The sequence below is a fragment of the Halomonas sp. B23F22_20 genome (assembly GCF_043496985.1).
Taxonomy (GTDB): Bacteria; Pseudomonadota; Gammaproteobacteria; order Pseudomonadales; family Halomonadaceae; genus Halomonas.
Genome location: NZ_JBIEKH010000006.1, coordinates 1 through 21702 on the forward strand (window position 1 = coordinate 1; position 21702 = coordinate 21702).

General features: G+C 67.1%; 20 protein-coding genes and 2 rRNA genes. 10 read left to right on the forward strand and 12 right to left on the reverse strand.

Annotated features, from left to right (window positions below):
* Together ACGTN6_RS05875 and rrf are read left to right on the forward strand one after the other, a co-directional pair.
* A 23S ribosomal RNA gene (locus ACGTN6_RS05875) occupies positions 1-772 on the forward strand; the annotation flags it as partial.
* A gap of 90 nt (positions 773-862) precedes the next feature.
* Positions 863-977 (forward strand): 5S ribosomal RNA (gene rrf / locus ACGTN6_RS05880).
* A 339-nt stretch (positions 978-1316) separates the two neighbouring features.
* Here rrf and ACGTN6_RS05885 read toward each other — a convergent pair.
* Complete coding sequence (locus tag ACGTN6_RS05885; protein WP_394590375.1) at positions 1317-2447, reverse strand: arylamine N-acetyltransferase family protein; 1131 nt, start codon at positions 2445-2447, stop codon at positions 1317-1319.
* Positions 2448-2649: 202 nt separating this feature from the next.
* Between ACGTN6_RS05885 and soxR the strand changes: the two genes are divergently transcribed.
* On the forward strand, positions 2650-3105 hold the full coding sequence (gene soxR / locus ACGTN6_RS05890) for a redox-sensitive transcriptional activator SoxR (RefSeq protein WP_394590376.1): 456 nt from the start codon (positions 2650-2652) through the stop codon (positions 3103-3105).
* 158 nt (positions 3106-3263) lie between these two features.
* On the opposite strand, the gene ACGTN6_RS05895 is transcribed toward soxR, so the two are convergent.
* The 6 genes from ACGTN6_RS05895 to hisC all read right to left on the reverse strand — a co-directional run bounded on the left by ACGTN6_RS05895 (position 3264) and on the right by hisC (position 11440).
* Positions 3264-5411 carry a TRAP transporter permease gene (locus tag ACGTN6_RS05895; RefSeq protein ID WP_394590377.1) on the reverse strand — a complete coding sequence of 716 codons (2148 nt, stop codon included), beginning with the start codon at positions 5409-5411 and terminating at the stop codon, positions 3264-3266.
* A 119-nt stretch (positions 5412-5530) separates the two neighbouring features.
* A complete protein-coding gene (locus tag ACGTN6_RS05900) occupies positions 5531-6556 on the reverse strand; it encodes a TAXI family TRAP transporter solute-binding subunit (protein WP_394590378.1) in 1026 nt (341 codons plus the stop codon).
* A gap of 194 nt (positions 6557-6750) precedes the next feature.
* The gene (locus ACGTN6_RS05905) at positions 6751-8133 is read right to left on the reverse strand and encodes a sigma-54-dependent transcriptional regulator (protein ID WP_394590380.1); all 1383 of its coding nucleotides are present in this window, start codon (positions 8131-8133) and stop codon (positions 6751-6753) included.
* Entirely contained in the window at positions 8123-9922 is a 1800-nt protein-coding gene (locus ACGTN6_RS05910; protein ID WP_394590381.1) for a sensor histidine kinase, read from the reverse strand. Before ACGTN6_RS05910 ends, ACGTN6_RS05905 begins: the two co-directional genes overlap by 11 nt.
* Positions 9919-10326 carry an SMU1112c/YaeR family gloxylase I-like metalloprotein gene (gene gloA2 / locus ACGTN6_RS05915; RefSeq protein ID WP_394590383.1) on the reverse strand — a complete coding sequence of 136 codons (408 nt, stop codon included), beginning with the start codon at positions 10324-10326 and terminating at the stop codon, positions 9919-9921. Before gloA2 ends, ACGTN6_RS05910 begins: the two co-directional genes overlap by 4 nt.
* Positions 10327-10384: 58 nt before the next feature.
* A complete protein-coding gene (gene hisC / locus ACGTN6_RS05920) occupies positions 10385-11440 on the reverse strand; it encodes a histidinol-phosphate transaminase (protein ID WP_394590385.1) in 1056 nt (351 codons plus the stop codon).
* 117 nt (positions 11441-11557) lie between these two features.
* On the opposite strand from hisC, the gene ACGTN6_RS05925 reads away from it, so the two are divergent.
* The 5 genes from ACGTN6_RS05925 to mnmH all read left to right on the forward strand — a co-directional run bounded on the left by ACGTN6_RS05925 (position 11558) and on the right by mnmH (position 16742).
* Complete coding sequence (locus tag ACGTN6_RS05925) at positions 11558-12454, forward strand: AEC family transporter (protein ID WP_394590386.1); 897 nt, start codon at positions 11558-11560, stop codon at positions 12452-12454.
* Positions 12455-12562: 108 nt separating this feature from the next.
* Positions 12563-13012, forward strand: a complete 450-nt coding sequence (locus ACGTN6_RS05930) for a copper resistance protein NlpE N-terminal domain-containing protein (RefSeq protein ID WP_394590387.1) — start codon at positions 12563-12565, stop codon at positions 13010-13012.
* 97 nt (positions 13013-13109) lie between these two features.
* Positions 13110-14492, forward strand: a complete 1383-nt coding sequence (gene radA / locus ACGTN6_RS05935; RefSeq protein ID WP_394590389.1) for a DNA repair protein RadA — start codon at positions 13110-13112, stop codon at positions 14490-14492.
* Positions 14493-14580: 88 nt separating this feature from the next.
* On the forward strand, positions 14581-15621 hold the full coding sequence (gene selD, locus ACGTN6_RS05940) for a selenide, water dikinase SelD (RefSeq protein ID WP_394590391.1): 1041 nt from the start codon (positions 14581-14583) through the stop codon (positions 15619-15621).
* Positions 15618-16742, forward strand: a complete 1125-nt coding sequence (mnmH, locus tag ACGTN6_RS05945; RefSeq protein ID WP_394590392.1) for a tRNA 2-selenouridine(34) synthase MnmH — start codon at positions 15618-15620, stop codon at positions 16740-16742. The genes selD and mnmH overlap by 4 nt, the downstream gene beginning before the upstream one ends.
* A 15-nt stretch (positions 16743-16757) precedes the next feature.
* Here the strand turns inward: mnmH and ACGTN6_RS05950 are convergent, their stop codons facing one another.
* Positions 16758-17444, reverse strand: coding sequence for a type 1 glutamine amidotransferase (locus tag ACGTN6_RS05950; RefSeq protein ID WP_394590393.1), 687 nt, complete (start codon positions 17442-17444; stop codon positions 16758-16760).
* A gap of 48 nt (positions 17445-17492) precedes the next feature.
* Here ACGTN6_RS05950 and ACGTN6_RS05955 point away from each other — a divergent pair, with 48 nt between their 5' ends.
* Both ACGTN6_RS05955 and ACGTN6_RS05960 read left to right on the forward strand, forming a co-directional pair.
* Entirely contained in the window at positions 17493-17786 is a 294-nt protein-coding gene (locus ACGTN6_RS05955) for an MGMT family protein (RefSeq protein ID WP_394590394.1), read from the forward strand.
* 159 nt (positions 17787-17945) lie between these two features.
* A complete protein-coding gene (locus ACGTN6_RS05960) occupies positions 17946-18527 on the forward strand; it encodes a YjaG family protein (protein ID WP_394590395.1) in 582 nt (193 codons plus the stop codon).
* Between the two features lie 225 nt (positions 18528-18752).
* Here the strand turns inward: ACGTN6_RS05960 and hisF are convergent, their stop codons facing one another.
* The 4 genes from hisF to hisB all read right to left on the reverse strand — a co-directional run bounded on the left by hisF (position 18753) and on the right by hisB (position 21689).
* A complete protein-coding gene (gene hisF, locus ACGTN6_RS05965) occupies positions 18753-19526 on the reverse strand; it encodes an imidazole glycerol phosphate synthase subunit HisF (protein WP_394590398.1) in 774 nt (257 codons plus the stop codon).
* Positions 19527-19528: 2 nt separating this feature from the next.
* Entirely contained in the window at positions 19529-20281 is a 753-nt protein-coding gene (gene hisA, locus ACGTN6_RS05970; RefSeq protein WP_394590399.1) for a 1-(5-phosphoribosyl)-5-[(5-phosphoribosylamino)methylideneamino]imidazole-4-carboxamide isomerase, read from the reverse strand.
* A gap of 144 nt (positions 20282-20425) precedes the next feature.
* On the reverse strand, positions 20426-21067 hold the full coding sequence (gene hisH, locus ACGTN6_RS05975) for an imidazole glycerol phosphate synthase subunit HisH (protein ID WP_394590400.1): 642 nt from the start codon (positions 21065-21067) through the stop codon (positions 20426-20428).
* 28 nt (positions 21068-21095) lie between these two features.
* On the reverse strand, positions 21096-21689 hold the full coding sequence (gene hisB / locus ACGTN6_RS05980) for an imidazoleglycerol-phosphate dehydratase HisB (RefSeq protein WP_394590401.1): 594 nt from the start codon (positions 21687-21689) through the stop codon (positions 21096-21098).
* Positions 21690-21702: the final 13 nt, after the last annotated feature.

A 21702-nucleotide genomic window follows, 5' to 3' on the forward strand; every position in this document is an offset into this window, starting at 1 on the left:
GAAACTCGGTCGCCAGATCGAGTGGAGCCAACCTTGAAATACCAGCCTGGCATCATTGGCGTTCTAACTCAGGTCCGTGATCCGGATCGAGGACCGTGTGTGGTGGGTAGTTTGACTGGGGCGGTCTCCTCCCAAAGCGTAACGGAGGAGCACGAAGGTACCCTCAGCACGGTTGGAAATCGTGCAATGAGTGCAAGAGCATAAGGGTGCTTAACTGCGAGACAGACACGTCGAGCAGGTACGAAAGTAGGTTCTAGTGATCCGGTGGTTCTGTATGGAAGGGCCATCGCTCAACGGATAAAAGGTACTCCGGGGATAACAGGCTGATACCGCCCAAGAGTTCACATCGACGGCGGTGTTTGGCACCTCGATGTCGGCTCATCACATCCTGGGGCTGAAGTCGGTCCCAAGGGTATGGCTGTTCGCCATTTAAAGTGGTACGCGAGCTGGGTTTAGAACGTCGTGAGACAGTTCGGTCCCTATCTGCCGTGGGCGTTGGAGATTTGAGAAGCGCTGCTCCTAGTACGAGAGGACCGGAGTGGACGTACCTCTGGTGTTCCGGTTGTCACGCCAGTGGCATTGCCGGGTAGCTATGTACGGACGGGATAACCGCTGAAAGCATCTAAGCGGGAAGCCTCCTTCAAGATGAGATCTCCCCGAGGCCTCGAGCCTCCTGAAGGACCCAGCAAGACCAGCTGGTTGATAGGTCGGATGTGGAAGCGCTGCAAGGCGTTGAGCTAACCGATACTAATTGTCCGTGAGGCTTGACCATATAACACCCAAGTGGTCTGTCGATGACAACAGACGACGCCGGATACGATGAGACGCATCTCGTCAGCATGATTTACATTGCCCTTTTTCGCCTGACGACCATAGCGTGCGGGAACCACCTGATCCCATGCCGAACTCAGCAGTGAAACCGCTCAGCGCCGATGGTAGTGTGGGAGTTCCCATGCGAGAGTAGGTCATCGTCAGGCATCTATACCGAGAAAACCCCGGACCGAAAGGTTCGGGGTTTTTTCATGCCCGAATGACAGGCATCGTGACAGGCAGCATGGCGAGCGGGGGAGTTCCCCTGGAGAGCATCGGGGCGCCGACCGGGTCATCGTCAGGCATCTATACCGAGAAAACCCCGGACCGAAAGGTTCGGGGTTTTTTCATGCCCGAATGACAGGCATCGTGACAGGCAGCATGGCGAGCGGGGGAGTTCCCCTGGAGAGCATCGGGGCGCCGACCGGGTCATCGTCAGGCATCTATACCGAGAAAACCCCGGACCGAAAGGTTCGGGGTTTTTTCATATGTGCCGGGCTCATGGCCTATGCCGCACCGGCTTCGATGAGTCGTTGAATGGCAGGTCGCCACTGGGGCTGGAACGGCAGGGAGAAGGTCTCTCGTAGCGCCGTTTCGATGCCATCGGCATCCAGCATCTGCCGATCGACGTCGCCGTCCGGTCGGCGAGTGGTGAAGCGACCATTCAACAAGGTGAATCGTCCCTCAGGCGTCGTTCTTGCCACGATCAGTGAGCGCGTGAACGGTGAGTCCGGATGGGTGGACGTATACCAGTTGAACGGCTCGAAGTCGGTATCCAGCTGCGGCTCGCTGGAGAGCTCGTACATCGACCACCATCGACCATCGGACTGGGCCTGGAGCATCAGGCTGTCCCCGAAGGGAAAGATTCGGAACGTCTCATGCCGTGTGGCCTGGGGGGCCACGGTATCCATGCGCAGAGGGGCAGGCGGCCCTGATCCGCCGAATCCCACGTCGACCAGCCATGGCACCCCGTCGAGGGTAACTCTCAGGGCCATGTGGGATCTCGGCATCGGGGCGGCCACCGCAGGCTGCCCCCAGCGGACACGGCCAATGAGGCCCTCGACCTCGAAGCCCATTGCCATCAGCATGCGTTTCATCAGGCTATTCTGCTCGAAACAGTAGCCGCCTCGTCCGGCGGTGATCAGCTTCGCGTCGACTGCGTTCGGCGCGAGGTCCACGCCGTGCCCAAGCCATACATCGAGGGCCTCGAACACGATGGCGGCCAAGTGCCGCTCCACCAGCGTGCGCAACGTTTCCAGCGTTGGCGTGCGCGGCCCCTGGTAGCCGATGCGGTGGCAATACGCTTCCAGCTCAACCGACGATTCGGATGATATGCCCTCGATGGCGGAATGAATCTGCCACGCTGCCCTGGGCGCGAACGTATCCAGCAGATGGACCCGAGGATTCTGTGCCGAGAAGGTGTCCTTCAAGCGGTTCCTGAGCTCCAAGGGGATCCCCTTTCCAAAGGCGATCAGATCGAACTCGCCGGCATGATAGCGGGCGTCGGCATGTTCCGGCTCCACCGTACCGATGACTCGGTGCCCGGCCTTGACGAGCTCGGCGCAGACCGTGTCCATGACTTCCTGGGCGCGTCCGAGGATCAACACCCGGGCTTCGCCGTTCTCGATCCTCGTCATGTCACCACCTCCTTCACCACCGTATCGGCCATGCGACCGTCACGTACGCTTCCGTAGCTGACGGCGATCCTGAGCGTCTCCTGCATGGTGTTTGACTCCTTTGCATGGGTGTGCAGGAATCGTTTTAAGACCTCAAGCATTATTGAGGTCAAGGGCCGCCGAGGCACATTCATCGCAACACCTATTCGGGCAGGGGGCAGGCATGGCTTCCCAGGGCAAGCACAGGATTCGCCAGGAGTTCAGCGTGGGTGAGGTGGCTAGCCGCAGCGGCGTCGCCATCTCCACCCTGCACTTCTACGAGGGCAAGGGGCTGATTCGAAGTTGGCGCAATCAGGCCAACCATCGCCGCTACTACCGGGATGTGCTGCGCCGGATCGCGGTGATCAAGGTCGCCCAGCGCGCCGGGATTCCCCTGGCCACCATTCGCGAGGCGTTGGCGGAGCTACCGGACCAGCGAACCCCCACCGCCGAGGATTGGAAGAGGCTCTCGAGCCGGTGGAAGGCGGAGCTCGATACCCGTATCACCAAGCTCACCGAGCTCAGGGACCAGCTCGGGGGATGCATCGGCTGTGGATGCCTGTCCATGGAGGACTGTCCGCTGCGCAATCCCTGGGATGAGCTGTCGGAGCGGGGGGCGGGGCCCCAGCTTCTGGACTAGCCGGTGTCGGCGTCCGGCCCGCAAGGCCTTGACCGGTCAGGCGCCGGGAAGGGGTGGCGCGAGGGCGCGGGGATGGGCGAGACGCCACCAGCCAGGCCACCGGCGAGAGCCGGTGGCCTGGCATTTCATCGGTCGAGCGTCGGCCGACGGGGCGGCGTTTATCCGGGCTGGGCACCGGTGACGAAGGGGGCGGAGTGCCGGCCCAGGCGATAGCTCCATAGCAGCACCGCGACGAAGATGACCAGGCCGAGCAGGTCCAGGGCCAGGTAGCCGTGGGGCCACAGCATCAGTGCGCCGATCGGGAACATGCAGAGTCTTAGCCACCAGGGCAGCTCGTGTTCCAGGTAGCCCTCGAGCCCGGCGATGATGGCGTAGATCCCGAACGCGGCGAACACGAACACCGTCACCATGTCGAGCGCCGAGCCGGTGATCAGCGGCGACCACACGAACAGCAGGGGGATGATATACAGGCCCTTGGCGATCTTCCAGGCGGTGAAGCCGGTGCGCATCTGCGGCGTCTCGGCGATGGCCGCCGCGGCAAAGGCGGTCAGGCACACCGGCGGGGTGACGTTGGAGTCCTGGGACAGCCAGAAGATCACCATGTGGGCCGCGACCAGCAGCATGGTCAGGGTGTGCGGCGACAGCGCCTGCTCGTAGAGCTGGCTGCGGAAGTTGTCCGGCACCACCGACAGCAGCTCCTTGGCCGAGGCGGCATCCATCGGCGCGTTCAGGGCGGCCAGCTGGTCGGGCGCGGCCAGCATGAAGATGGCCTTGGCCTGCTCGGGGAGCTGGCCGCCCATCAGCAGGTCGATCAGCTGGTCCTGGGCCATCAGGCCGTAGAGCGCCGGTGCCGATAGGGTGCCCAGCACGATGTAGGCCGCGGTGACCGGCAGGCCCATGCCTAGCACCAGGGAGGCCATGGCGATCAGTATCAGGGTGATCAGCAGACTGCCGCCCGCCCAGTCGGTGATCATCAGCGAGAAGACGTTGCCGATGCCGGTGGTGGAGACCACATTGACGATCAGCCCGACCGTCATCAGCAGGATGGCGGTGGTGATCATGTTGCGAGCGCCGAGCGAGAGCGCCTCGAGGATGGCGCTGACGGTCATCGGCGTCTTCGACAGCCAGGAGGCGGCCACTACCGAGAGAATGGCGATACCCGCGGCATAGGTGGGCGTGAAGCCGTAGATCAGGGCGGCCACCAGCACTACCAGCGGCAGCAGGTAGTGCCAGCCGCCCTTGAGCACTGTCAGGAAGCTCGGAGCGTCCTCGTCGGCCAGCTGGTGGGCATGGCTGCGCTTGGCTTCGATGCGCACGAACATGGCGACGGAGATGAAGTACAGCAACGCCGGCAGGGCCGCGATGCCGATGATGGAGAGATAGGAGACCTGGGTGTAGGACGCCATGATAAAGGCACCGGCGCCCATCACCGGGGGCATCAGCTGGCCACCGGTGGAGGCGGCGGCCTCCACGCCGGCGGCGAAGCGCGCCGGAAAGCCGGCCTTGCGCATCATCGGGATGGTGATGACGCCGGTGGAGACGGTGTTGGCGACGCTGGAGCCGGAGACCGAGCCCATCAGGCCGGAGGCGAAGACGGCCACGAATCCCGGTCCGCCCACGAAGCGTCCGGCGGCGCAGCGTGCCAGCTCGATGATGAAGTCGCCGGCACCCGAGCGCACCAGGAAGGCGCCGAACAGGATGAACATGAACACGTACGACCAGGAGATGCGGGCGATGGAGCCCAGCATGCCCTCGCCGCCCATGTAGCTCCTGAACAGTACGGTTTCCCAGCTCAGCCCCGGGAAGTTGAACACCCCGCCGACGTACTGGCCCCACCAGGCCACGTAGGTCAGGGCGACCAGGCACAGCACCGGGATGAACCAACCGGTGGTGCGGCGGGCGAATTCCAGTATCAGGCCCAGGGCGACGATAGACACGATCCAGTCGGCGGTCGAGAAGCGCACGCCGCGGTCGTAGAGCGCATCCTCGAAGGCGATCAGGTAGAGTGCGCAGCCCACCGCCGCCAGGCCCAGCAGGATATCGATCACCAGTACCAGCCGACGTCGCGACGGCTTGGCGGCGTGGAGCATCGGCACGGCGAGCGCGCACAGCAGGCCGAACAGGCCGAAGTGCAGCGCGCTGGTCCAGACCTCGGACAGGGTGCTGAAGGTGTTGAAGTAAAGATGGGCCAGGGCGATGACGATGGTCAGGCCGAACAGCAGTCGCCCCAGCCAGGGGTGATCGAGACGCTCCGGGGCCTCGCGGGCCGACTCGTCTCGCACCTCGCTTGCGGGTGTGGTGTTCATGGAAGCTCTCCTGGAGCGGACGGCGGCGGCCAGCTGTGAAGGTCGCTACCGTCGACAATGCCTCGAGTGGCCGTCGAACCCCGTTCCCGAGGATCGACGGCGGGTCGCGGGACGGGCCGTCAGTCGGCGATCAGGGCGTCCGGAATCTCCAGCCCCTGCTCCTCGAAGAAGCGGGCCGCGCCGGGGTGCAGCGGCATCGGCAGGCCGTCGAGGGCCTTTTCCAGTGCCATGGCACGAGTGGCGGGGTGGATATTGTTGAGGAACGGCAGGTTCTCGTACATCGCCTTGGTGATCTGGTAGACGTCCTCGTCGGGCACGTCGGCATTGACCACCAGGATATTGGGCTGGGCGATGGTATGGATGGCCTCGTCCTGGCCCGGATAGGTGTCGGCGTCGATCTGGTAGGGGCTCCAGACCGGAAATTCCTGGTTGATGCGTGCCAGCTGGTCCTCGGTGACATCCAGCACGCTGATGTCGTCGCCCATGTTGGCGAAGGCGCTGGTGACCGCCGAGGCCGGGGCGCCGGCCGGGATGTTCATGCCGTCGATGTTGCCGTTCTGCATGGCTTCGGCGCTGGCACTGTAGCCCAGGTAGGCCAGGTCCATCTGCTCCGGGTCGATGTCGAGACCGGCAAGAATTTGCCGACCGGAGCCTTCGGTGCCGGAGTTGCGTGCGCCGATGGAGAAGCCGTGATCGTAGAGGCTCGTCAGGTCGTCGATGGTGCCGGTATCCACCAGCTCATTGCGCACCACGAAGTGTTCGACGTTCTGCCACAGCATGGACACCGAGCGGATGTCCTTGTAGGCCTTGGGCACCGGGCCGCTGCCGTTCCAGGCCCAGGCGCCGTAGAGTGCCTGGATGATGCCGAACTGTGCCTCGTCGGTATCCATCAGGCGCAGGTTCTCGGCCGAGCCGGCCGAACTGATGGCCGAGACGGACAGGCCATGGGTGGGCTCGAGCTTGACCCGCACCAGGGTCGACAGGGCGACGCCGACGGGATAGAAGGTGCCACCGGTGGTAGCCGTGCCCATGATGTACTGACCGCCGCCTTCTCCGGACTCGGCGGAGGCCACGGATGCGCCCAGGCCGAGCGCGGTGGCGGTGGAAAGAGTCAGGGCGAGTTTCAGGAACTGGCGTTTTTGCATACGAGCCTCCGTCGCAAGCGAGTTATTTTGATGGCTGGCTCGCTGATATAGCGACAAGCTTGCCAACAAGAGGCTTTTGTTTTTTCTTCAATAAGTTGGAGCGCTGAAGAGCGCGTCGTCCCGGAGTGTTCGACAGGCTGTCGGCCATTTCTTGCCGATGGTGAGCGGTCCGTTGGCAAGAAATGGCCGATCCGTCAAGCATCGCTCGGGTCGGATGACTCGGGGGCTTCGGGATCGAGGAAGGCCTCGCGGCGCAGCCCATGCCGGAGCATCTTCTGGTTGAGGGTTCGCCGGGGCAGTTCCAGCTCTTCCATCACCGCCTGGATATTGCCGCCGTGCCGGCCCAGGGCGGCCCGCAGCAGGGCGCATTCGAAGGCGGCGATCTGGGCGTTCAGCGAGCCGAGCTCGCTCTCTCCGTTCTCTTCGAGACCGGGAATCTCGAGCCCCAGCACGAAGCGAGTGGCGGCATTGCGCAGCTGGCGCAGGTTGCCTGGCCACGGCTGTCGCTCTAGGGCCTGGAGCAGCGCGGGAGACGCCTCTGGCGCGTCGCGCTCGTGGACCGCGGCGGCCTGTCGGCAGAAGTGGCCGAACAGCGTCGCGACGTCCTCGCGGCGCTCCCGCAAGGGAGGCAGATGCAGCTCGGTGATCGCCAGCCGATAGTAGAGGTCCTCGCGAAACCGGCCCTCCCGCGCCAGGGTCGGCAGGTCGGCCTTGGCGGCTGCCACCACGCGCATCGTCACCGGTCGCACCTCGTTGCTGCCCAACGGCGTGACCTCGCCCTCCTGCAGGGCGCGCAGCAGCTTGACCTGGGCGTCCAATGGCAGGGATTCCACCTCGTCCAGGAACAGGGTGCCGCCGCTGGCATGTTCCAGCTTGCCGATGCGTCGACGGTTGGCCCCGGTGAAGGCGCCCTTCTCGTGGCCGAACAGCTCCGACTCGATCAGTTCGGGCGCCAGGGCTCCGCAGTTCAGGGCCACGAACGGGGCTTCGGCGCCGGGCCCGAAGTCATGCAGGCAGCGGGCGACGACCTCCTTGCCGCTGCCGGTCTCGCCGTAGACCAGCACGTTGGCCTGCACCGGGGCCAGGGTCTCGAGTTGGCGGCGCAGGGCTACCATGGCCGGCGCCTGGCCCAGCAGCCGGCTCGCCAGATCGCCCTGGCGCAGGGTCTGCCTGAGGTGGGCGTTCTCCAGCGCCAGTCGGCGCTGTGCGAGGGCGCGGCGCACGCACTCCTCGAGGCGCTCCGGCGCGAAGGGCTTCTCCACGAAGTCCCAGCAGCCGGCCTGCATGGCCGCGACCGCCATGGGCACGTCGCCATGGCCGGTGATGAGCACCACCGGGGGCGGCATCTCGAGCGCCTGGACGGCGTCGAGCAGTGCCAGGCCGTCCATGCCCGGCATCTTGACGTCGCTGACCAGTACGCCGCAAGGGGCGTCGTGGCGCAGGGCCTCGAGGGCCGGGGTCGCGGCATCGAAGGTGCGCACCGCCAGGTCCGAGACCTCCAGCCACTGGCTCAGCGACTCCCGGACGTCGGGGTCATCGTCCACCAGCCACACGGGAAGGGTGTCGTCAGTCGGCATCCAGGCGTTCTCCTTCGGATGAGGGCTGCGTTGCGGCGAGGGGCAGGGTGACCTCGAAACAGGCGCCGCCCTGCGGCAGGTTGGCGGCGCTGATGCGTCCCTCAAGGTCCTGGACGATGCCGAAGCAGATGAACAGGCCAAGCCCCAGGCCGTCGCCCACCGCCTTGGTGGTGAAGAAAGGATCGAACAGGCGCGACAGGATCGCCTCGTCGATGCCCGGACCGTTGTCGGCGATCCGCAGCGTCATGCTCTCCCCGGCGGCCGCCAGGCGGATGGCGAGCCGTGGCCGCTCGATCGGCACCAAGACATCCAGGGCGTTGCGCAGCAGGTTGGTCAGCAGCTGCTCGATGCGCAGTGCATCGCCGAGGACCGGGAGGCGCGGCGCCTCGCCATGCTCGATCACCACCTCGACGCCCTGGCGGCGAATGCGCTCGTCAAGCAGCTCCAGCACGAAGGTCAGGCGCTCTTCGAGGTCGATGGGTTCGCGGCTGCCGCCGCGGCGGGCGAACAGTCTGAGCTGGCGGATCAGCGCATCCTGACGATCGCACAGCGACTGGATGCGGGTGAAATTGCTCGCCGCCGCCTCCTCGCGGCCCTTGGTCAGCAGGCGAACGCCGTTGGCGGCATAGGTGCGAATGCCCGAGAGCGGTTGATTCAGCTCATGGGCGATGCCGGCCGCCATGGTGCCGAGCGATGCCAGCTTGCCGGCTTGCACCAGTTCCTCCTGAGCCTCCTGCAGCGCCTGGGTGCGTTCGATGACCCGTTCCTCGAGCCGCTCGTTGGCCTCGCGGATGATGCGGGCCTCGCGATCCCTCAGGCGCTGGCGCTTCTGTCGCTCGCGCAGCCACAGCGCGAGCAGCAACAGCACCAGGGTCGCGCCCGCCGCCGCCAGGAAGGCGTTGCGTGCGTCCAGATACAGCGGTCGCATTGGCACCAGATAGTGCATGGTCCAGCCCAGCCGTTGCTGTTCCCGCGAGAGGTTCAGGTAGCGCTCGCTGCTGGAGCCGTCGCCGATGGCCAGCGAGCCGTCGGCCATCACCCTGCCGAGACGCTCGAGGGGCTGGTCGAGGAACTGGCGCTGCTGGCGGATCTCGTCCATGGCCGCGGCGGTGATCGGCGCAAGCGCTCGATAACGCCAACCGGGGCGGCTCGACAGTATCACCACGCCATTGGCGTCGGAGAGCAGCACGGTTTCTCCGGCCCGGCGCCAGCTCGCCTGCAGCGATTCCAGTGCCACCTTGATGGCCACCACCCCCACCGCCCGGCCCTCGGCGGGCGAGACGACCGGCGCCGAGACGAAGTAGCCCGCGCGCTCGGTAGTGCTGCCGATGGCGAAGAACTCGCCCTCGCCCTCGTCCAGGGCATCCTGGAAGTAGGGGCGGAAACCGTAGTGGTGGCCGATGAAGCTGTCCGGGGTGTCATGGTTGCTGCTGGCCACGGTGTCGCCGCGTCGGTCGAGCAGGAAGATGGCTTCGGCACCGGCATCTTCGGCCACTTGTTCGAGATAGCGATTGACACGATCGATGGTGTGGCCAGACGGCTCGAGCACCGCCGAGCGGACCGGCGACTGGCCGGCCAGCAGCCTCGGCAAGTAGGCGAAGCGGGCCAGCGCGCCCTCCAGGGTAGTGGAGTACAGCGACAGCCGGTTATCGGCATGCTGGCGGGCGATCTCGAGCGATTGCTGGAACTGCCACTGCCAGACGCACCACCACAGGGTGACCGCCAGCATGCCGGCGGCGCTCAGCAGGACGATTCGCCAGGGGCGTGTCACGGTGGCCGTGGCGTTCACGGGGCGGCTTCGTACAGCTCGATGGGCGTTCCGTCCGGGTCGCTGAAGAAGGTGAAGCGGGCGCCTGTGTATTCGTCGACGCGGATCGGCTCGGGGGAGACGCCACGAGCCTCGAGCAGGGCCACGCAGGCATCCAGCTCCGGCGTAGCGAGCGCCAGATGGCGAAGGCCGCAGGCCTCGGGATAGCTGGGGCGTGGCGGCGGGGCGGGAAAAGAAAATAGCTCGAGGTGGATGCCGCCGGGCAAGCGCAGGTCGAGCTTGTGGCTGTCGCGCCGCTCGCGATAGACCTCGTTGAGGATCTCGGCGTCCAGTACCTCGAGATAGAAGCGCCTGGCGCGCGGATAGTCGGCGGTGATCAGGGCCACGTGATGCACGCCGCCCAGCGGCAATCGTTGCTCGCTCATGGAATGACTCGTCGATGGGGAGCGGGCGGGGCGATGCGCCCCGCCGGGGAAACTCGGCTCAGCGGCAGAGGCCTTCCAGGACCTCGACCAGGCTGTCCATCTCGTCTTCGGTACCGATGGAGATGCGCAGCCAGCCGCTCAGCGCCTCGGTGTTGAAATGGCGTACCAGGATGCCGCGTTCGCGCAGGCCGACGAACAGCTGGGCGGCGTCCTGCTCGGAATGGTGCACCAGCAGGAAGTTGCTCTGTGACGGCAGCACCCGGAAGCCCAGGCCCTCGAGGCGCGTGCGGGTGCGATCGCGGGTGGTGATCACCGCTTCGCGGCAGGAATCGAAGTGCTCACGGTCTTCGAGGGAGGCGATGCCGATGGCGCTTGCCAGGCTGTCGATGGGGTAGGAGTTGAAGGAGTCCTTGACCCGCTCGAGCCCCTCGATCAGCTCCCGTGAGCCCACCGCATAGCCGAGACGCAGGCCGGCGAGGCTGCGCGACTTGGAGAAGGTGCCGGTGACCAGCAGGTTGGGGAAGCGCTCGATCAGCGGCACGGCACTCTCCCCGCCGAAGTCCACGTAGGCCTCGTCGACCAGTACCACCGACTCGGTGATCCGCTCCAGCAGGCCGGCGATCGCCTCGCGGCCGTGGCCGTGGCCGGTCGGCGCATTGGGGTTGGCGAAGATGGCGCCGCCGGCGTCCGGCGAGAAGGCCGCGAGATCGACCCGCCACTCGGCGTCCAGCGGCAGGGCGCGGCGCTCCACGTCGTAGAGTCGGCAGTATACCGGGTAGAAGCTGTAGGTGATGGCCGGCATCTCCAGCGGCCGGTCGTGGCAGAAGAAGGCCTGGAAGGCCAGGGCCAGCACTTCATCGGAGCCGTTGCCGACGAACACCTGCTCTACCTCGACGCCGAAATCCCGGGCCAGGGCCTCGCGCAGGGCGCGGGACTCGGGGTCGGGGTAGCGGCGCAGATGGTCGGCCGGGAACTCTCGCAGCACCGCCTCGACGCCTGGCGCCGGCGGGTAGGGGTTCTCGTTGGTGTTCAGCTTGACCAGACGCTCGCGGGGCTGCTCGCCGGGGACGTAGGGCGTCAGCTCGCGGACCTTGGGGCTCCAGAACTTGCTCATTCTTCACTTCTCGGGTCGCGGGGCAATGCGGCCATGGTCGCCCGCCCTGGCCCCCCGCGCAAGCCAGCCCTCGTGGTAGGCTGTGTCGCATCGATTCGCCTGCTATGGAAGCCCCCGATGATCGGTCAGATTCTTGCCTCCCTGCTGCCGGTGTTCCTGATCGCCGGCTGCGGGACTGTCTATGGCCGCTATCGCCGTCCTGACATCCGCAGCCTCAACACTCTCAACATGGAGCTGTTCGTACCGCTGCTGGTGTTCGCGGTGCTGGCCGACCGCGAGGCGCCGCTGACCGACTACGCCAGCCTGGCCCTGGCCGGCCTGGTGGTGGTGCTCGGCTCGGGCCTGCTGCTGTGGCCGCTGGTAAGGCTGCTGGGCCTGGAGGCGAAGACCTTCCTGCCGCCGATGATGTTCAACAATGCCGGTAACATGGGCGTGCCGCTGATCGTGCTGGCCTTCGGCGAGCAGGCCTTGCCGGCGGCGGTGGTGCTGTTTATCGTCGAGATGCTGCTGCACTTCTCGGTAGGGCTCTACATGCTCGATCCGCGCACGCCGCTGTGGCGGCTGCTGCGCATGCCCATCGTGCTGGCGAGCCTGGCCGGGCTGGGCATCAACCTGGCCGACGTGTCGCTGCCCGGCTGGCTGTTGGAGGCGATGAACATGCTCGGTGGGGTCTGCATTCCGCTGATGCTGTTTGCCCTCGGCGTGCGGATGCTCGACATCGATTTCGACGACTGGCGCAGCGGGGTGCTCGGCGCCGTGCTGTGCCCGCTCTCCGGCCTGCTGCTGGCCTGGCCTCTGATCGCCTGGCTGGATCTGTCCGGCGTCGCGGCGGCTTCGCTGTGGGTGTTCGCCGCCCTGCCGCCGGCAGTGCTCAACTATCTGGTGGCCGAGCAGTATCGCCAGCAGCCTCACCAAGTGGCCTCGCTGGTGCTGATCGGCAATCTCGGTAGCCTGGTGGTGATGCCGCTGGTGCTGTGGCAGGTGTTCGAGCACGTCAGGCCGATGGCCGGCTGAGGGGGAACCCGACGGCGGATCGGACTGTCCGCCATTACCACGAGAGGTTATGCTGTGAGGCAGGCTGCCGCGAAGGCGGCGTCATGCCCATTGGTTAGGAGGACGAAGATGCAAATCAGGACGTTGCTGGCCGGCTCCGCGATGCTTGCCCTGCTGGCAGGCTGTGCGGGCGGCCCGAGCGGGCAAGCCACCGAGCCCGGAATGGATACCGCAGAACGCACCTATCAGGGCACCCTGCCGTGCCGCAACTGCGAGGGAATCGATCTGGACGTGACACTGCTGGGCGATGCCCAGAGCACCGCGGCGGAACGGACCTTCGATCTGCAGGCGTCCTATCGCGGCCATCCGCAGAATCCGCCGGACGAAAACTACGCGGGCAACTGGCAGGTGCTCAACGGCACCGCCGACAACCCCCAGGCTACCGTCTACGAGCTGACGCCCAATGGCGAGGGCCAGACCTACTATTTCCTGCGTCTCGACCCGCAGACCCTGGAGCTGATCGACCCCCAGCGTCGCCGCTTCCAGAACAACGAGATGCTGCGCCTGAAGCGTCTCTGAGGCGGTCGATAGCGTAGTCGAGAGGGGCGGCCGGGCGGTCGCCCCTCGTCGTTGGGCCCTCGGGCCCGCCATCAGACATCCAGCCGTCGGACATCCCATGGCCAAAGCGAAAAGCGCCTTCGTCTGCACCGAATGCGGTGCCGAATACCGCAAGTGGCAGGGGCAGTGCTCCAGCTGTCAGGAATGGAACACCCTGAGCGAGGTGCGGCTGTCGGCCGCCCGCCCCGGCGCCGGTAGCGGGGGCGGCGGCGCGGCAGCTCGGGGTGGCTATGCCGGCGCGGTGTCCCGGGAGGTGGTCGACCTCGCCAACGTCGATCTCAGTGAGGTACCTCGGCTGTCGTCGACCTTCGAGGAGTTCGACCGAGTGCTGGGCGGTGGACTGGTGCCCGGCTCGGCGGTGCTGCTCGGCGGCCACCCCGGCGCCGGCAAGTCGACCCTGCTGCTGCAGACCGCCTGCAAGCTGGCCCAGCAGCGCAGCGTGCTGTACGTGACCGGCGAAGAGTCGCTGTCCCAGGTGGCGATGCGCGCCCACCGCCTGCAGCTGCCTACCCAGGGCCTGAAGATGCTCGCCGAGACCAGCATCGAGACCATCCTCGGTGTGGCCGAGCGCGAGCGGCCCGACATCCTGATCATCGACTCCATCCAGACCACCCATCTCGAGGACATCGCCTCGGCGCCGGGCGGGGTGGCCCAGGTGCGCGAGTCTGCTGCGGCGCTGACCCGCTTCGCCAAGCAGTCCAGCACCGTGCTGCTGCTGGTCGGGCACGTTACCAAGGACGGCACCCTGGCCGGCCCCAAGGTGCTCGAGCACATGATCGATGCCTCGCTGCTGCTCGAGGGCGGCGCGGACTCGCGCTTCCGGACCCTGCGTGGCCAGAAGAATCGCTTCGGGGCGGTCAACGAGCTGGGCGTGTTCGCGATGCTCGAGCATGGCCTCAAGGAGGTGAAGAACCCCAGCGCCATCTTCCTGTCGCGCACCGAGGAGCAGGCGCCGGGCAGCCTGGTGATGGTGGTCTGGGAGGGCACCCGGCCGATCCTGGTCGAGGTTCAGGCACTGCTCGACGACTCGGCGCTGGGCAACCCGCGCCGAGTCGCGGTGGGCCTCGACCAGAACCGGCTGGCCATGCTGCTGGCGGTGCTGCATCGCCACGGCGGGCTGTTCACCGGTGACCAGGACGTCTTCCTCAACGTGGTGGGCGGGGTCAAGGTGCTGGAGACCAGCGCCGACCTGGCGGTGCTGATCGCGGTGGTATCGAGCCTGCAGAACCGGCCGCTGGCCCGCGAGCTGGTGGTGTTTGGTGAGGTGGGGCTGTCCGGCGAGATCCGGCCGGTGCCGAGCGGCCAGGAGCGCATCGTCGAGGCCGCCAAGCACGGCTTCCGGCGCGCCATCGTGCCCCGCGCCAACGCCCCCAAGCATTCGCCCGAGGGCATGGAGGTGGTGGCCGTCGATAAGCTGGCCGATGCCTTGGAGGCACTGTAGGTTTCCGACCGCGAAGCGTGAAAACGGCGTCCAGCGACGGGATGGGGGCGCTGTGTTGTAGAATGCCGGTAAAGACGCCAAGGAGACCGTGATGAGTGCCATCCGCCTGACGCAGTACAGCCACGGCGCCGGCTGTGGCTGCAAGATCGCCCCCGATGTTCTCGATGGCATCCTGGCCAAGGCCGGGCCGGGCGCCTCCCATTCGCGGCTGATCGTCGGCAACCAGGGCCGCGAGGACGCCGCCGTCTACGACCTGGGTGACGGTCGCGGCATGATCGCTACCACTGACTTCTTCATGCCGATCGTCGACGATCCCTTCGACTTCGGCCGCATCGCCGCCACCAATGCCATCAGCGACGTCTTCGCCATGGGCGGCTCGCCGATCATGGCGCTGGGCATCCTCGGCTGGCCGCTGGACAAGCTCAGCGCCGATATCGCCGGCGACGTGGTCGCCGGCGCCCAGGCCGTCTGCCGCGAGCTGGGGCTGGCGCTGGCCGGCGGCCACTCCATCGACGCCCCGGAGCCGATCTTCGGCCTGGCGGTCAACGGACTGGTCGACCTCGAGCACCTCAAGCTCAACAAGGGCGCCCAGGTCGGTGACCTGCTCTACCTCACCAAGCCGCTGGGCGTCGGCCTGTTGACCACCGCCGAGAAGAAGGGCCTTCTCCAGGCCGGCCACCAGGGGCTGGCGCGTCGCACCATGCTCGAGTCCAATCGTATCGGCGCCGAGCTGGCGAAGATTCACGGCGTGCATGCCATGACCGACGTCACCGGCTTTGGCCTGGCCGGCCATCTCAGCGAGGTCTGCGAGGCCAGCGGCGTGGCGGCGCGGATCGACTTCCGCCGCCTGCCGCGCCTCGCCGAGGCCGAGGCCTATCGTCGCCAGGGGGCGGTGCCCGGCGGCACCGCTCGTAATCGGGATGCCCTGGGCGCGGCGCTGCCGCCGATGGACGACGCCCACTGGCAGTGGCTGTGCGATCCTCAGACCTCCGGTGGCCTGCTGCTGTCGGTGCATCCCTCCTGGGAGGACGACGTCGAACGTGTCGGCCGCGAATACGGTCTCGAGCTCGAGCCCTTCGGCGAGATCGTTGCCGCGCGAGGCGAGGTGCGTCTCGAGGTGAAGGGGTGAGCCTGCCGCTGATCGAGCCTGACCTCGCGCTGCTGCGCGAGGGGCGGACCCTGATCGACGTGCGGGCGCCGGTGGAGTTCGCCCATGGCGCACTGCCCGGTGCGATCAACCTGCCGCTGATGGACGACGAAGAGCGCCACCTGATTGGCATCGAGTACAAGCGCCGTGGCCAGCAGGCCGCCATCGCGCTGGGCGAGTGGCTGGTCAGCGGCGGTATCAAGACCGGGCGAGTGGCGGCCTGGACCCGGCTGCTCGAGGCGCATCCCGATGCGGTCGTCTACTGCTTCCGCGGTGGGCTGCGCTCCCAGGTCGCCCAGCAGTGGCTGGTCGAGGCTGGCATCACCCGGCCGCGTATTCGCGGCGGTTGGAAGGCCATGCGCCAGGCGCTGTGCGCGCGCATCGACGCTGCCGCCGAGCAGCCGCTGCTGGTCGTCGGCGGGCTGACCGGCTGCGCCAAGACCTCGTTGATCACCGCGCTGGATCAGGGGCTGGACCTGGAGGGCTGCGCCCGTCACAAGGGGTCGGCCTTCGGCCGTCATCCGCTGCCGGCGCCGTCGCAGATCGACTTCGAACATGCCATGGGACGGCGGCTGCTCGAACTGCCAGGGCCGGTGGTACTGGAGGACGAGTCGCGTCACATCGGCTCGGCCAATGTGCCGCTGAGCTTCTGGCGCGCCATGGAGGTCGCCCCGCGGATTCGCGTCGAGATGCCGCTGGACTGGCGGCTGGCGCAGATCCACCAGGACTACATCGACGACCTGTGGGAGATCTACCGCCAGCAGTTCGGCGAGTGGCTGGGCTGGGCGCTGATGCGCAAACAGCTGGCCGGCGCCCTGGCGCGGCTCAAGAAGCGCCTCGGCGGCGCGCGGCTGGCGCGCCTGCAGCGCTTGCAGACGCTGGCCTTTCGCGAGCACGAGCGCGGTAACCGCCAGGCCCACGAGGCCTGGCTGGCGCCGCTGCTCACCGAATACTACGACCCCATGTATCGCCACCAGCTGGAGAAGCACGACGACCAGCGCTTCCTCCACGTGGGCGACTGGGACAGCTGCCTGGCCTTTGCCCGAGACTGGGTCGCCGAGGCGGAGAGACGGGGCGTGTCCCGCACCGTGACCCCGGCCTGAGGGTCCGGCCGGCGATCAAGCCGGGGCGGTGCGCAGCCACTGGGTGAGCAGCCGGTCGAGCAGCGGCGCCAGGCGATCGAAGCGCTTGGGGTCGTCGAGCATCGCTTCGCGGTCCTGGCCATGGGGACTTTCCGCCTCTCCTGCCGGGCGATGCAGGTGGTCGAGCATGGCGGTGACGCTCTCGGCGGTGGCCTCCAGATGGCACAGCAGACCGACCACTCGGCCGGCGTCCCAGGCGAAGCCCTGCTGCGGGCTCGCCGCCGTGCCGCCCAGCGGCAGGGCGTCTTCCGGCAGGGCGAAGACCTCGCGGTGCCAGGTGAACGCCTCGAAGCGTGGTGGCAGGTCGAAGGGGCTCGCCTCGGCCAGGGCGACCGTCTGCCAGCCGGTCTCGGCCAGGGTGCCGCGAGATATCGTGGCGCCCAGCGCCTCGGCGATCCGCTTGGCGCCATGGCCGATGCCGAGCAGCGGGGTGCGGCCGTCCAGGGTGCGCTCGATCAGCTTGCGCTCACCGCGCGCCCAGTCGGCCGGGGGTAAACCCTCGGGGGCGTCGAGCACGATCAGTGCGTCGCCCTCGCCGGGTCGCGGCGGCAGCTCGCCCTGGTCGAGGTGGAAGACGGTGTGGCTGTGGCCCATGCTGTCGAGCCAGTCGCCGATCCGGGCGGGTCCCAGGTGGGGGCTGTGCTGGAGCAGATGAACGTGCATGCGGGCGACCTCGCCGATATCAGCCATAAATGAGGAAAGGCAGGGTACATGAAGGCGGCGCTCAAGGAACAGATACTCACCGTGCTGGCCGAGATACCACCGGGGCGGGTGACCACCTACGGGCGCATCGCCGCCATGACCGAGGGCGCCACGCCGCGGCTGGTGGCGCGGGCCCTTCGTGAACTGCCTGGCGGTCACGGACTGCCATGGTTTCGGGTGATCACCGCCTCGCGCAAGCTGGCGGACCATCCCGGGGCGGACGAGCAGCGTCGCCGGCTGATCGACGAGGGCGTGGCCTTCGATGTGCGGGGCAGGGTCTCGCCGGAGCGCATGTGGCCCTGAGCAAGCGCGGCTGCGGGGCTGCGCTCGACGACCCGCATGGGCGCACCGCTTCTCGTCGCTTGCGACATCAATCTGCGCTTCCCTCGACAGGGGGCAGATGCCCGGCCACTCTCGTTTCGTGAGACAGTGGCCGGGATAGACGATTCACCAGGAGAATCCATGAGCGGTTTCTTTCAGCGCCTGCAGGCGCTTCCGGCACGCCGTCAGCAGGCCTTCATGGCCGCGCTGTGCGAGCGGCTGCTGCCCAACTACGCCTTCTATGCCGAAGCCACCGGCCAGGGCGACCCCAGGGCGCTGCGCGCCGTGCTCGATCTGGTCTGGGAGCGTCTGGCGGTCAAGGACGCGCGCATCGACTTCGAGCGCCAGGCCGAGAAGCTGGCCGAGCTGGAGCCGCCGGCCGAAGACGACAGCTTCGGCGCGCGTCGCGCCCTGGAGGCGGTGGTGGCAATCTCGTCGCTGCTCGACACCTTGCGCGGCGAGTCGCCCGAGGCGGTGCTGGAGGTGAGCCGCACGTCCCGGGGCGGCGTGCGGGCCTTCATCGAGCTGACCGAGGGCGAGGAGGACGGCGAACGCCTCGCGGCCCTGGTACGCGAGCATCCGCTGATGGCGGACGAGAACGACTTTCAGGACGCGGTACTCGAGGCGGCGGAAGGCGAACTCGACCGCAACGGCTTGAAGGCGCTGCGCCGATTGGGCCGCAACGAGGGCGTCAGCAACCTGGGGCTCGGCGGCGAGGAGTAATCGTGTGTTGCCCTAGCATGGGCTAGGCGCCTGGCGGCGCCCTTCGCGCAATGAATTGCGCTCCCACGCAGAGCCCCACTCTGCGAGTCGGAGCCACCAGGCAGGTTTTAGTGGGAGCGCAGCTCGCTGCGCGATCCGCCGCATCGCGGCGGTGGCAGGGGGCGGCAGGGCGCCCTTCGCGCAATGAATTGCGCTCCCGCGAAAAGCGAAGCCGACAAACCGCCGTTAGAGCCTCATTTCTATACCGCGCTCGGCCATATACCGCTTGGCCTCGGGGATGGTGTACTCGCCGAAGTGGAAGATGCTGGCCGCCAGCACCGCGTCGGCGCCGCCGTCCTTGACGCCTTCCACCAGGTGGTCGAGATTGCCGACGCCGCCGGAGGCGATCACCGGCACGCTCACCGCTTCCGAGATGGCATGGGTCACGCCGATGTCGAAACCGGTCTTGGTGCCGTCGCGGTCCATGCTGGTCAGCAGCAGCTCGCCAGCGCCCATATCGACCATCTTCTTGGCCCATTCCACGGCGTCGAGCCCGGTGGGGCGGCGGCCGCCGTGGGTGAAGATCTCCCAGCGCGGTGTCTCGCCTTCCTTCGAGACCTTCTTGGCGTCGATCGCCACCACGATGCACTGGCTGCCGAAGCGCTCGGCGGCTTCATGCACGAACTCGGGGTTGTGCACGGCGGCGGTGTTGATCGACACCTTGTCGGCGCCGGCGTTGAGCATGGTGCGGATGTCGTCGCAGGTGCGGATGCCGCCGCCCACGGTCAGCGGAATGAACACCTCGCCGGCGATGCGCTCGACCATCTCCACCGTGGTGCCGCGATCTTCGTGGCTGGCGGTGATGTCGAGAAAGGTGATCTCGTCGGCGCCCTGCTGGTTATAGCGCTGGGCGATCTCCACCGGGTCACCGGCATCGCGGATGCCGATGAAGTTGACCCCCTTGACCACCCGGCCGGCATCGACGTCCAGGCAGGGGATGATGCGCTTGGCGAGTCCCATGATCAGCTCCCGTCGCGTTGGCTGGTGAGTTCGTCACACAGCGCCTGGGCTTCGGCCACGTCCAGGCTGCCTTCGTAGATGGCGCGGCCGGTGATAGCGCCGAGGATGCCCGGCTCGCCGGCCGCGATCAGCGCTCGCAGGTCGTCGAGGTTGGTCACCCCGCCGGAAGCGATGACCGGCAGGCCGCCCTCGCGGGCCAGCTCGGCGGTGGCCTCGACGTTGACGCCGCCCATCATGCCGTCGCGGGCGATGTCGGTGTAGACGATCGAGGATACGCCGTCGTCGGCGAAGCGCTTGGCCAGCTCGGTGGCTTTCTGGGTCGAGACCTCGGCCCAACCGTCGGTGGCGACGAAGCCGTCCCGGGCGTCGAGGCCGACGATCACGTGGCCGGGGAATGCCTTGCACATTTCGGTGACGAAGGCCGGTTCCTTGACCGCCTTGGTGCCGATGATCACCTGGGAGACGCCGGCCTCCAGGTAGTGCTCGATGGTGGCGGCCTCGCGGATGCCGCCACCAATCTGGATCGGCAGCTGCGGATAGGCGCGGGCGATGGCGGTGACCGCCTCGCCGTTGACCGGTGCGCCCTCGAAGGCGCCGTTGAGATCGACCAGGTGCAGGCGGCGGGCGCCGGCGTTGACCCAGCGCGCGGCCATGGCCACGGGGTCGTCGCCGTAGGTGGTGGCATCGTCCATCCGGCCCTGCTTGAGGCGGACGCACTTGCCGTCCTTGAGATCGATGGCGGGGATTACCAGCATGTCCAGTCCTCTACGGGCGCTTGTGGGGCCCTGTTGTCGTGGGCGCGGTGGCGGGCGCCCTGAAAAATTGTCATTGGCGCGATCGTGGGCGCCCCTGCAACGTCACCATGGCGCGATGGCGGGCGCACAAGGCAGGAGCCCCACTCAGGGCATCCACTGTACGAAGTTTTCCAGCAGCCGCAGGCCGGCCCGGGAGCTCTTCTCCGGGTGGAACTGCACGGCGAAGGTGGCATCGCGGCCGGTGGCCACGTGAGCGGTGACGCGACCGTAGTCGGTGGTGCCGAACACCTGCGCATCCTCGGAGGCCTCTACATAGTAGCTGTGCACGAAGTAGAAGTGCTCCAGGTCGTCGATGCCTTGCCACAGCGGATGCTCGTGGTGTTGGCGCACCAGGTTCCAGCCCATGTGTGGTACTTTCTGGCGGTGCTCCATGTCGTCGCGCATGTCGGCGGGAAAGCGGCGGACCTGGCCGGACATGAAGCCCAGGCAGTCGATGCCGCCGTTCTCCTCGCTGCGCTCGTGGAGCATCTGCTGGCCGACACAGATGCCCAGCAGCGGTTTGGCCTGCTGGTCCAGCAACTCCTGGACCAGGCCGCGCAGTTCGGTGCGCTCGAGCTCGCCCATGCAGTCGCGGATAGCGCCCTGGCCGGGCAGTACCAGGCGCGTGGCACCCTGGATGCGACGGGCGTCGCGGGTCACCACCACGTGCTCATGGGTGACGTGCTCCAGTGCCTTGGCGACGGAATGCAGGTTGCCCATTCCGTAGTCGATGACGGCAATGGTCATGGGACGCTCCTCGTGTCGGTCGGCGGGATCACAGGCTGCCCTTGGTGGACGGCATCTGGCCGGCCATGCGCGGGTCTTCGGCGGCGGCCATGCGCAGCGCGCGGCCGAAGGCCTTGAAGATGGTTTCCGCCTGATGGTGGGCGTTGAAGCCCTTTAGGTTGTCGATGTGCAGGGTGACCTTGGCGTGGTTCACGAAGCCCTGGAAGAACTCCCAGAACAGCTGGGTGTCCAGGCGGCCGATGCTGGCGCGGGTGAACTCGACGTCCATGAACAGCCCCGGGCGCCCGGAGAAGTCTACCACGACCCGTGACAGCGCCTCGTCCAGCGGCACGTAGGCGTGGCCGTAGCGGTAGATGCCGCGCTTGTCGCCGATCGCCTGGTCGAAGGCCTGACCCAGGGTGATGCCGAGATCCTCGACGGTGTGGTGATCGTCGATGTGCAGGTCGCCCACCGCCTTGATCTCCAGGTCGATCAGCCCGTGACGGGCTACCTGGTCGAGCATGTGGTCGAGGAAGGGCACACCGGTCTCGCAGATCAGCTTACCCTCTCCATCGAGGTTCACGGTAACGGTGATCTGGGTTTCCTTGGTGTCGCGGGTGACCGTGGCGATACGCTCGGACATGTCGGGTCTCCAG

Excerpts from the sequence above, each read along its gene's own strand:
- ACGTN6_RS05885 (WP_394590375.1), bottom strand. The coding sequence starts at position 2,447 with ATGACGAGGATCGAGAACGGCGAAGCCCGGGTGTTGATCCTCGGACGC.
- soxR (WP_394590376.1), top strand. The coding sequence starts at position 2,650 with ATGGCTTCCCAGGGCAAGCACAGGATTCGCCAGGAGTTCAGCGTGGGT.
- ACGTN6_RS05895 (WP_394590377.1), bottom strand. The coding sequence starts at position 5,411 with ATGAACACCACACCCGCAAGCGAGGTGCGAGACGAGTCGGCCCGCGAG.
- ACGTN6_RS05900 (WP_394590378.1), bottom strand. The coding sequence starts at position 6,556 with ATGCAAAAACGCCAGTTCCTGAAACTCGCCCTGACTCTTTCCACCGCC.
- ACGTN6_RS05905 (WP_394590380.1), bottom strand. The coding sequence starts at position 8,133 with ATGCCGACTGACGACACCCTTCCCGTGTGGCTGGTGGACGATGACCCC.
- gloA2 (WP_394590383.1), bottom strand. The coding sequence starts at position 10,326 with ATGAGCGAGCAACGATTGCCGCTGGGCGGCGTGCATCACGTGGCCCTG.
- hisC (WP_394590385.1), bottom strand. The coding sequence starts at position 11,440 with ATGAGCAAGTTCTGGAGCCCCAAGGTCCGCGAGCTGACGCCCTACGTC.
- ACGTN6_RS05925 (WP_394590386.1), top strand. The coding sequence starts at position 11,558 with ATGATCGGTCAGATTCTTGCCTCCCTGCTGCCGGTGTTCCTGATCGCC.
- ACGTN6_RS05930 (WP_394590387.1), top strand. The coding sequence starts at position 12,563 with ATGCAAATCAGGACGTTGCTGGCCGGCTCCGCGATGCTTGCCCTGCTG.
- radA (WP_394590389.1), top strand. The coding sequence starts at position 13,110 with ATGGCCAAAGCGAAAAGCGCCTTCGTCTGCACCGAATGCGGTGCCGAA.
- ACGTN6_RS05950 (WP_394590393.1), bottom strand. The coding sequence starts at position 17,444 with ATGCACGTTCATCTGCTCCAGCACAGCCCCCACCTGGGACCCGCCCGG.
- ACGTN6_RS05955 (WP_394590394.1), top strand. The coding sequence starts at position 17,493 with ATGAAGGCGGCGCTCAAGGAACAGATACTCACCGTGCTGGCCGAGATA.
- ACGTN6_RS05960 (WP_394590395.1), top strand. The coding sequence starts at position 17,946 with ATGAGCGGTTTCTTTCAGCGCCTGCAGGCGCTTCCGGCACGCCGTCAG.
- hisF (WP_394590398.1), bottom strand. The coding sequence starts at position 19,526 with ATGGGACTCGCCAAGCGCATCATCCCCTGCCTGGACGTCGATGCCGGC.
- hisA (WP_394590399.1), bottom strand. The coding sequence starts at position 20,281 with ATGCTGGTAATCCCCGCCATCGATCTCAAGGACGGCAAGTGCGTCCGC.
- hisH (WP_394590400.1), bottom strand. The coding sequence starts at position 21,067 with ATGACCATTGCCGTCATCGACTACGGAATGGGCAACCTGCATTCCGTC.
- hisB (WP_394590401.1), bottom strand. The coding sequence starts at position 21,689 with ATGTCCGAGCGTATCGCCACGGTCACCCGCGACACCAAGGAAACCCAG.